This is a genomic window from Bradyrhizobium sp. 62 (assembly GCF_023073035.1).
Taxonomy (GTDB): domain Bacteria; phylum Pseudomonadota; class Alphaproteobacteria; order Rhizobiales; family Xanthobacteraceae; genus Bradyrhizobium.
In genome coordinates, this window is the sequence record NZ_JADPIT010000036.1 from 1 (window position 1) to 8,432 (window position 8,432).

Genomic DNA, 8,432 nt, shown 5'->3' on the forward strand with positions numbered 1-8,432 from the left:
CCTCGACGTCGATCGCGTCCTCGAGCTCGCGCCCGAGATGATGGCGGCCTGATACGCCGGCACATCCGCCGACGTATCTGCAATTGGAAGTGCCCCCGCAAAAGGGGGAGAAGCAGAGGTTCACATGCGAACTTGTCTCGTCGTTGATGATTCCAGCGTCATCCGCAAGGTTGCGCGCCGGATCCTGGAAGGCCTCGACTTCCAGATCCTCGAAGCCGAGGACGGTGAGAAGGCGCTGGAGGCCTGCAAGCGCGGCTTGCCCGATGCGGTCCTGCTCGACTGGAACATGCCGGTGATGGACGGCTACGAGTTCCTCGGCCATCTCCGGCGCATGCCTGGTGGCGACCAGCCCAAGGTCGTGTTCTGCACCACCGAGAACGACGTCGCGCATATCGCGCGCGCGCTGCACGCGGGCGCCAACGAGTACATCATGAAGCCTTTCGACAAGGACATCGTGACGGCGAAATTCCAGGAAGTCGGCCTTATCTGAGCGATCGCCCGGAGGCTGAACGGCTCCTTCGGCGTTTGTTTTCAACTGACCGTTTCAGTCTGAGTTGGTGAGTAATGAGTGTTGCGTTCGCAGGTAATTCGACCCCGGGCTCGTCGCGGGAAGCCGGACCGTTGCGGGTGATGGTCGTCGATGACTCCGTCGTCATCCGTGGTCTGATCTCGCGCTGGATCGGTGCCGAGCATGACATGGAGGTCGCGGCGTCGCTGCGTACCGGGCTCGAGGCGGTCAACCAGATCGAACGCATCAACCCCGACGTTGCCGTGCTCGATATCGAAATGCCCGAGCTCGACGGCATCTCCGCGCTGCCGCAACTGCTGGCGAAGAAGCGCGATCTCGTCATCATCATGGCCTCGACGCTGACCCGCCGCAACGCGGAGATCAGTTTCAAGGCGCTGTCGCTCGGCGCGGCCGACTATATCCCGAAGCCGGAATCGACGCGCGAGGCGTCGGCTGCGGACATCTTCCATCACGACCTGATCCAGAAAATCCGCCACCTCGGTGCACGGCTGCGCCGCAAGCCCGCGGTTGCGAGCCCGCCGCTCGCGCCCGCAAGCCCGGCTCCGGCTGCACGTGGACCGCTTGTCGCGCGGCCTGCCGCGTCCGCGGCGGCTCCGGCCCTGCATGCGCCGTCGTCGTCCTCGCCGCTGTCCACGCGTCCGTTCTCGACCCAGGCACCGAAGGTGCTGCTGATCGGCTCATCGACCGGCGGTCCTCAGGCGCTGATGGCGCTCGTCGCCGAGCTCGGTCCCGTGATCGACCGCGTCCCGGTGCTGATCACCCAGCACATGCCGCCCACCTTCACCACCATTCTCGCGGAGCATCTGGCACGCACGAGCCGCAAGCCGGCAGCCGAAGCCGTCGACGGCGAGCCGGTGAAGCCGGGTCGCATCTATCTTGCGCCGGGCGGCAAGCACATGCGCGTCGTGCGTAGTGGCGCCGACGTGGCGATCGCGCTCGACGACGGTCCCGCAGTCAATTTCTGCAAGCCCGCGGTCGATCCGCTGTTCACCTCCGCCATCGATATCTGGCACGGCGCCATCCTCTCCGTGATCCTGACGGGCATGGGCTCGGACGGCATGCGCGGCGGCAAGGACATCGTCGCCGCCGGCGGTAGCGTGATCGCGCAGGACGAAGCTTCCAGCGTGGTCTGGGGCATGCCGGGCGCGGCGGCCAATGCCGGCATCTGCGCGGCGATCCTGCCGCTCAACCAGATCGGCAGCCGGGTCAATCGCCTGTTCGCGGGTGACCGCTCGTGACGCCGGTTGACTACGACTATCTGCGCAAATTCCTGAAAGAGCGCTCCGGCCTCGATCTCTCGCCGGACAAGCAGTATCTGGTCGAGAGCCGGCTTCTGCCGCTGGCCCGCAAGGCGAGCCTCGCCGGAATCCCCGATCTCGTGCTGAAGATCAGGAACGGCGACGGGCGGCTTGCGAGCGACGTGGTCGAGGCGATGACCACCAACGAGACCTTCTTCTACCGGGACAAGATCCCGTTCGATCATTTGCGCGAAACGATCCTGCCGGGGCTGCTTCGGGCGCGCGCGGCGCGCAAGTCGCTGCGCATCTGGTCGGCGGCCTCGTCGACGGGACAAGAGCCCTATTCGATCGCGATGTGCGTGAAGGAGATGGGCGCAGCCTTCGCCGGCTGGCGCATCGAGATCGTCGCCACCGATCTGTCGCAGGAGGTGCTGGAGAAATCCAAGGCCGGCGTCTACAGCCAGTTCGAGGTGCAGCGCGGCCTGCCGATCCAGCATCTGATGAAATACTTCACGCAAGCGGGGGAGGTCTGGCAGCTCAATGCCGACATCCGCGCGATGGTGCAGTTTCGTCAGCTCAATCTGTTGCAGGACTTCTCCCATCTCGGCACGTTCGACGTGATCTTCTGCCGCAATGTGCTGATCTATTTCGACCAGGACACCAAGGCCGTGATCTTCGAGCGCATGGCGAAGGTTTTGGAAGCCGACGGTACGCTGCTGTTGGGCGCCGCCGAATCCGTCGTCGGCATCACCGACGCGTTCCGCCCGATCGCCGAGCGTCGTGGTCTCTATCAGCTCAACCCGACGCGCTCCGGCCGCCCGATGGGCGGATTGATGCCGCCGTCGTTGAAGGTCGCCGCGGCGCGGTGAGATGCGTTCTTCCCCAGGGGAGAAGGGAAGAAGAGCGCACCTCACAGAATCGCATGGGGCAGAAACCGCGAGCCGTTGCCGGTGATCGGGCTCTCGTCCTCGCGGATCGACAGGCCGCAGGGTTCGTGATCGACCAGCCAGCTTCCCACCACCGGATAGAAGTCTGAGAAGTTCGGCAGCGGCGCGAGCGCTTGCCGCACGAATCCTTCGGCGCCGTAGGGGCCTGCCTGCTCGTCGAGCGGCATTCCGCCTGATACCAGCGTGACATTGGCGCCTTCGCGCGACAGCAGTGGCTTGCGCACATAGGAGCTGCCGAGCTCGGCTGCCCGCGGATCGTCCTCGAAGAACGCCGGCAGCAGATTGGGATGGTTCGGAAACATCTCCCAGAGCAGCGGCAGGATTCCCTTGTTGGAGAGCACCGCCTTCCACGGCGGTTCGATCCAGCGTGTCGATGCGTCCTTGAGCTTTGCGCCGAAGCTGTCGTGGAACATCCATTCCCAGGGATAGAGCTTGAAAGCGAGCCCGATATCGCGGTCGTCGAGATCGACGAAGCCGCCGGCGTCATTGCGCCAGCCGATCGCCTCGATGTCGAGCAGCGTGGTCGCCAGTCCGGCTTGGCGCGCTGTGTCTTCGAGATAAGCGAGCGTGCCGGCGTCCTCCTCATTGCCCGTGGTGCCGGTGAGATGGACATGGCGGCTAGCTGCAATCTGCTTCCAGGCTTCGATCAGCCGTTCGTGGATGGAGTTGAACTGGTCGGCGCGCGACGGAATGATGCGCCGTTCAATCGCTTGTTCGAGCCAGGTCCATTGAAACACAGCGGCTTCGAAAATCGAGGTCGGCGTGTCGGCGTTGTATTCGAGCAGCTTTGCCGGTCCCTTGCCGTCGAATTTCAGATCGAGCCGGCCATAGAGGCTGCGGTCGTCTCGTGCCCAGCTCTCGGCAATCAGGCTCCAGAACGCGTCCGGTATCTTCAAGCGCTGCAGATGGCGCTCGTCGCCGATGACCCGGCCGGCGAGCTCCAGGCACATCGCGTCGATCTCGCCGGTCGGCGTCTCGATGCCGCGCTCGATCTCGTCGAGCGTGAAGGCATAGTAGGCGCGCTCGTCCCAATAGCGCTCGCCGTCGATGGTGTGGAAGGCGAAGCCGCATTGTTCGGCGGTCTGCCGCCAGTCGTCGCGCTCGGGGCAGACGATGCGTTGCATGGGTCAGCCGCCGCCAGAGAAGCCATGGCCAAACGAGCCGAAGCCGCCGCGGCTCACGCCGCCGGAGCCTGAATCGGATGGCGTTCCGGACGAGGAATGGTTCGAGGAGTCGCTGCTGAAGAAACTTGATCGCGACGACCAGCGCGAGCTGCCGCCGCCGCCCGACGAGCTGCTTCTGCTGCTGCAGGCGGTGCTCGCCTGCACCGGCGCGGCTCCGGGGACCGTGGCGCCGGGGACTATCGCAGCGGTAGCGGAGGGCTCGCAATTGTGCCGCGGCATCAGCGTGTAGGCGGTGGTGCCGACCGCAATCGTGCCCATCACCAGCAGCGCGACATGGCGGGAGCGCTTCACCGGCTGTTGTGCAGGCGGCGGTCCGGCCGCCGGCCGGCGCTTGCCGAACTCCTGTTTGGAGGGCTTGTCGGCCATGTCAGTAGATCATGCAGGCGGCGTTGAGCAGGCCCGCAGCAAGCGAGGACAGCCCGAGCCAGATCGCGGGCGCGAGCTCGCCGGCCGCGATCCGCGCCGGCAGATTCGGCACCGGCACCCTCACCAGAAAGAGCACGATGATCTGCACGATCAGCGCGATGAGCGCCCAAATCAGGCAATCCAGCACATTGGCCGAATGCGCGATGGCGCTGACCAGCGGCGCCACGAAGCCGAGCAGGCTGAGGCCGAGTGCGATCGCCGCGGCCGGCTCGTTGTCCCGGATCAGCTGGAATTCGTTATACGGAGTGATGCGGGTGTAGACGAACAGATACGTCACGATCGTGATCAGCCCGGTGCAGAAATAGACCAGGAAGGCGGGCAGGCCGGCGAGTGATTGCAGGATCATCGTTCCCCCATCGTGCAGCGACCATTCGTCGGCGGGGGAAGGATAGCGGTTCAAGGGCGGCAGGACGATGAGGCCGCGTTCGCGTCCCCAAAAAACAAAACCCCGCCATTCGCGGCGGGGTCCAGGCTGGGAGGAGCAAGCCCCGAAGGGCTCGCGGGTAAACCCAGGATCAGGCGGGGATGCGCTCTTCGACCTCGTGCGGCTCGCGCAGCACGTAGCCGCGGCCCCAAACGGTCTCGATGAAGTTGCGGCCTTCCGAGGCATTCGCGAGCTTCTTGCGGAGCTTGCAGATGAAGACGTCGATGATCTTCAGCTCGGGCTCATCCATGCCGCCATAGAGGTGGTTAAGGAACATTTCCTTGGTGAGGGTCGTGCCCTTGCGGAGCGAGAGCAGCTCCAGCATCTGGTATTCCTTGCCGGTCAGATGCACGCGCTGGCCGCCGACCTCCACCGTCTTGGTGTCGAGGTTGACGACGAGGTCACCGGTCTGGATGACCGACTGGGCATGACCCTTGGAGCGGCGCACGATCGCGTGGATGCGGGCAACCAGCTCGTCCTTGTGGAAGGGCTTGGTCATGTAGTCGTCGGCGCCGACGCCGAGACCCTTGACCTTGTCCTCGATGCCGGCGAGGCCGGAGAGGATCAGAATGGGTGTCTTGATCTTGGAGACCCGGAGCTGCTTGAGCACGTCGTAGCCGGACATGTCGGGCAGGTTGAGGTCGAGAAGGATAATGTCGTAATCGTATAATTTACCGAGATCGACGCCTTCTTCCCCCAAATCGGTCGTGTAGACGTTGAAGCTCTCAGACTTCAACATCAGCTCGATCGACTGCGCGACGGCGCTGTCATCTTCAATCAGCAAAACGCGCATGCCAGTTCCCCATAGTCGCCGCTCCTGGGCGTCAGGTCGGCCGCATTCGCGGCACACAACAAAACGCCTTTGAACAACTGATTCGGATCCTGACAACAAATGGTTAACAAATTCTGATTCTGGAACGCAAGCCCTGTAGATGCAATTTTCGTCGAATCGCCCTAAGGTCTTGTGTGCGAAGCAGCTTTCGTTATTCGGTTGCGTTCAAGTTCCACTTTAAGAGACGGGCCTAACCGACTCCCGCGACTCAGCCTTCTTCTGAAGGGGAGCCACGCTCAGTCACAAAGACAGTGACGCAATGATTAACGATGCGGGTAAACACGAAGTTAAGCGCCGTTCAGAAATATGGCGAAACTTAAGGTTTTCGCCACGAAGCCCCGGATTATGAAGGCGATCATCTCATGAAGGCCCTCTAATGAAGGCTCTTGCCGAACAGATCGGCGATATTGACGGCATCAATATTTATGGCCGTGTGGTTGGCGTGCGCGGCCTGATGGTCGAGGTGGCCGGCCCGATCCATGCGATGTCGGTCGGCGCGCGGCTCGTGATCGAGACCGGCGGCAATCGTTCCATTCCCTGCGAGGTGATCGGCTTCTCCGGCAACAACGCCGTCGTGATGCCGTTCGCCGGCCTCGACGGCGTGCGGCGCGGCTGCAAGGCCGTCATCGCCAATGCCGCAAATCAGGTGCGGCCTTGCGCGGCCTGGCTTGGCCGCGTCGTTAATGCGCTGGGTGAGCCGATCGACGGCAAGGGGCCGCTGCCGCAGGGCCCGGCGCCGATGCCGTACCGCAATTCGCCGCCGCCGGCGCACTCGCGCAAGCGCGTCGGCGCGCCGCTCGATCTCGGCGTGCGCGCGATGAACACCTTCCTGACCTGCTGCCGCGGCCAGCGCATGGGCATCTTCGCAGGCTCCGGCGTCGGCAAGTCGGTGCTGCTGTCGATGCTTGCGCGCAACGTCGATGCCGCCGTCAGCGTCATCGGGCTGATCGGCGAACGCGGCCGCGAGGTGCAGGAATTCTTGCAGGACGACCTCGGCGAGGAGGGCCTTGCGCGTTCCGTGGTCGTGGTCGCGACCTCCGACGAGCCGGCGCTGATGCGCCGCCAGGCCGCGTATCTGACGCTCGCGGTCGCCGAATATTTTCGCGACGAAGAGCAAGACGTCCTTTGCCTGATGGATTCGGTGACGCGCTTTGCCATGGCCCAGCGCGAGATCGGCCTGTCCGCAGGCGAGCCGCCGACCGCCAAGGGTTACACGCCGACCGTGTTCACCGAGCTGCCGAAGCTTCTGGAGCGCGCCGGCCCGGGCTTGGGCGAGGGCGCCATCACCGCGATCTTCACGGTGCTGGTCGATGGCGACGACCATAACGAGCCGATCGCGGATGCCGTCCGCGGCATCCTTGACGGCCACATCGTGATGCAGCGCTCGATCGCCGAGCGCGGCCGCTACCCCGCCATCAACATCCTCAAATCCGTCTCCCGCACCATGCCGAAATCGGCCGACCCGCAGTTCTGGCCGACCATCCAGAAGGCGCGGACGGTGATGGCGACCTATGCCGACATGGAGGAATTGATCCGTCTGGGCGCCTACCGCGCCGGCTCCAGCCCCGAGGTCGACGAGGCGATCCGCCTGCACGAGCCGCTGGAAGCCTTCCTGCGCCAACGCAAGGACGAAAATGCATCGCTGGCGGACGGCTACCGCCAGTTGGCGCAAATCCTCGGCAATTTGGAAACGGAACGCTAACTTTGTCCCGTCATCATCCCATCCCACAGAGTAGCAGAGCCGGTCTTGGCCCCCGTCGGGCCTGTGGGGAGACCGGTGTTGTCCCAATGTGTGTGTTTCTTGCAGCCAAGGGACTTCTGGGGAGTACGAGTCGATGAAGTCACGTGATACCCTCATCCGCCTGAAGAAGTTTCAGGTCGACGAGAAGCGCCGCCGGGTCAGCCAGATCGAGACCATGATCGCCGACTTCCAGCGGATGTCGACCGATCTTGAACGCGAGATCTCGACCGAGCAGGAGCGCGCCGGGATCAACGATCCCTCGCACTTCGCCTATCCGACCTATGCCAAGGCTGCCATCCAGCGTCGCGAGAACCTGACCCGCTCGGCCGACGAGCTGAAGGGCCAGCTCGACGAAGCCAAGGCTGCACTGGCCGAAGCCTTCGAGGAGCTGAAGAAGGTCGAGCTCCTCGACGAGCGCGATCAAGCCCGCGAACGCGCCGAGGAAAACGCCCGCGAGCAGGCCGATCTCGACAGCATCGGCCTGATGCGTGCCCGCATGGGCGCCGTCGCCTGAGACGCTAGCCGCCAGACCTGCGAGAATTTGCAGAACCCGGACCCCATGGGTCCGGGTTTTTGCATGTGCTGTCCACAGTGTGCCGCCGCGCCCCCTTGGTGGTCGGCTTTGTCGCGCGCTATGGTGGCGGAGTGCCAGGGCCTGCGCGGAACGCGACGGGCTGCGCATTTGGGGGGCTGAATGCTGACGCCAGCAGAGCTGGTCGGGCTGATTGGGGCGGTGGCGCAGGGCGATCAGGCCGCGTTCGAGCGCCTCTACGTCGCCACGCGCGCGAAACTCTATGGCGTCGTGCTCCGTATCTTGCGCCGACAGGATCTCGCAGAGGAGGTCATTCAGGAGACCTACGTCAAGATCTGGAACAGCGCCGGCCAGTTCAATCCCGCTCTCGCGTCGCCGATCACTTGGATGGCGTCGATCGCGCGCAACCGCGCCATCGACATCGTGCGCAAGAAGACGGAAGTCTCCATCGAGGAAGAGCCGCAGGCGATGGAAGTCGCAAGCGACAGCCCCGATCCGCTGGCGCGGCGGGAGATGACTGAGGAATTGAGACGGCTGCTCGAATGTATCGGCCGGCTCGAGCCGGACCGTCAGAGGCTC

Annotated in this window: 10 protein-coding genes; 6 read left to right on the forward strand and 4 right to left on the reverse strand. The window is 64.2% G+C overall.

Annotated elements, in window-relative coordinates; genetic code table 11:
* The first annotated feature begins 124 nt into the window (after positions 1-124).
* From IVB47_RS34635 to IVB47_RS34645, 3 genes are all read left to right on the forward strand, one after another.
* Positions 125-490: a response regulator gene (locus IVB47_RS34635; RefSeq protein WP_007600538.1), complete on the forward strand. Its 366-nt coding sequence runs from the start codon at positions 125-127 to the stop codon at positions 488-490.
* A 74-nt stretch (positions 491-564) separates the two neighbouring features.
* On the forward strand, positions 565-1,767 hold the full coding sequence (locus tag IVB47_RS34640; RefSeq protein ID WP_247398860.1) for a chemotaxis response regulator protein-glutamate methylesterase: 1,203 nt from the start codon (positions 565-567) through the stop codon (positions 1,765-1,767).
* Positions 1,764-2,636 carry a protein-glutamate O-methyltransferase CheR gene (locus tag IVB47_RS34645; protein WP_247398857.1) on the forward strand — a complete coding sequence of 291 codons (873 nt, stop codon included), beginning with the start codon at positions 1,764-1,766 and terminating at the stop codon, positions 2,634-2,636. Before IVB47_RS34640 ends, IVB47_RS34645 begins: the two co-directional genes overlap by 4 nt.
* A gap of 41 nt (positions 2,637-2,677) precedes the next feature.
* Here the strand turns inward: IVB47_RS34645 and IVB47_RS34650 are convergent, their stop codons facing one another.
* From IVB47_RS34650 to IVB47_RS34665, 4 genes are all read right to left on the reverse strand, one after another.
* Entirely contained in the window at positions 2,678-3,838 is a 1,161-nt protein-coding gene (locus tag IVB47_RS34650; protein WP_247435915.1) for a glutathionylspermidine synthase family protein, read from the reverse strand.
* 3 nt (positions 3,839-3,841) lie between these two features.
* Positions 3,842-4,264 (reverse strand): hypothetical protein, encoded by a 423-nt coding sequence (locus IVB47_RS34655; protein WP_247468379.1) that lies wholly within the window; start codon positions 4,262-4,264, stop codon positions 3,842-3,844.
* A 1-nt stretch (position 4,265) separates the two neighbouring features.
* A complete protein-coding gene (locus IVB47_RS34660; protein WP_247357246.1) occupies positions 4,266-4,670 on the reverse strand; it encodes a DUF350 domain-containing protein in 405 nt (134 codons plus the stop codon).
* Positions 4,671-4,839: 169 nt separating this feature from the next.
* The gene (locus IVB47_RS34665) at positions 4,840-5,541 is read right to left on the reverse strand and encodes a response regulator transcription factor (RefSeq protein WP_007600544.1); all 702 of its coding nucleotides are present in this window, start codon (positions 5,539-5,541) and stop codon (positions 4,840-4,842) included.
* A gap of 415 nt (positions 5,542-5,956) precedes the next feature.
* Here IVB47_RS34665 and fliI point away from each other — a divergent pair, with 415 nt between their 5' ends.
* The 3 genes from fliI to IVB47_RS34680 all read left to right on the forward strand — a co-directional run.
* Entirely contained in the window at positions 5,957-7,282 is a 1,326-nt protein-coding gene (fliI, locus tag IVB47_RS34670; RefSeq protein WP_247435922.1) for a flagellar protein export ATPase FliI, read from the forward strand.
* 133 nt (positions 7,283-7,415) lie between these two features.
* The gene (fliJ, locus tag IVB47_RS34675) at positions 7,416-7,835 is read left to right on the forward strand and encodes a flagellar export protein FliJ (protein ID WP_007600546.1); all 420 of its coding nucleotides are present in this window, start codon (positions 7,416-7,418) and stop codon (positions 7,833-7,835) included.
* 180 nt (positions 7,836-8,015) lie between these two features.
* The coding region (locus IVB47_RS34680; protein WP_247468381.1) for a sigma-70 family RNA polymerase sigma factor at positions 8,016-8,432 on the forward strand (417 nt) is incomplete at its 3' end.

What these genes read in the sequence shown, in the direction of transcription:
- IVB47_RS34640 (WP_247398860.1), top strand. Translation starts at nt 565, where the DNA reads ATGAGTGTTGCGTTCGCAGGTAATTCGACCCCGGGCTCGTCGCGGGAA.
- IVB47_RS34650 (WP_247435915.1), bottom strand. Translation starts at nt 3,838, where the DNA reads ATGCAACGCATCGTCTGCCCCGAGCGCGACGACTGGCGGCAGACCGCC.
- IVB47_RS34635 (WP_007600538.1), top strand. Translation starts at nt 125, where the DNA reads ATGCGAACTTGTCTCGTCGTTGATGATTCCAGCGTCATCCGCAAGGTT.
- IVB47_RS34665 (WP_007600544.1), bottom strand. Translation starts at nt 5,541, where the DNA reads ATGCGCGTTTTGCTGATTGAAGATGACAGCGCCGTCGCGCAGTCGATC.
- IVB47_RS34660 (WP_247357246.1), bottom strand. Translation starts at nt 4,670, where the DNA reads ATGATCCTGCAATCACTCGCCGGCCTGCCCGCCTTCCTGGTCTATTTC.
- fliI (WP_247435922.1), top strand. Translation starts at nt 5,957, where the DNA reads ATGAAGGCTCTTGCCGAACAGATCGGCGATATTGACGGCATCAATATT.
- IVB47_RS34655 (WP_247468379.1), bottom strand. Translation starts at nt 4,264, where the DNA reads ATGGCCGACAAGCCCTCCAAACAGGAGTTCGGCAAGCGCCGGCCGGCG.
- fliJ (WP_007600546.1), top strand. Translation starts at nt 7,416, where the DNA reads ATGAAGTCACGTGATACCCTCATCCGCCTGAAGAAGTTTCAGGTCGAC.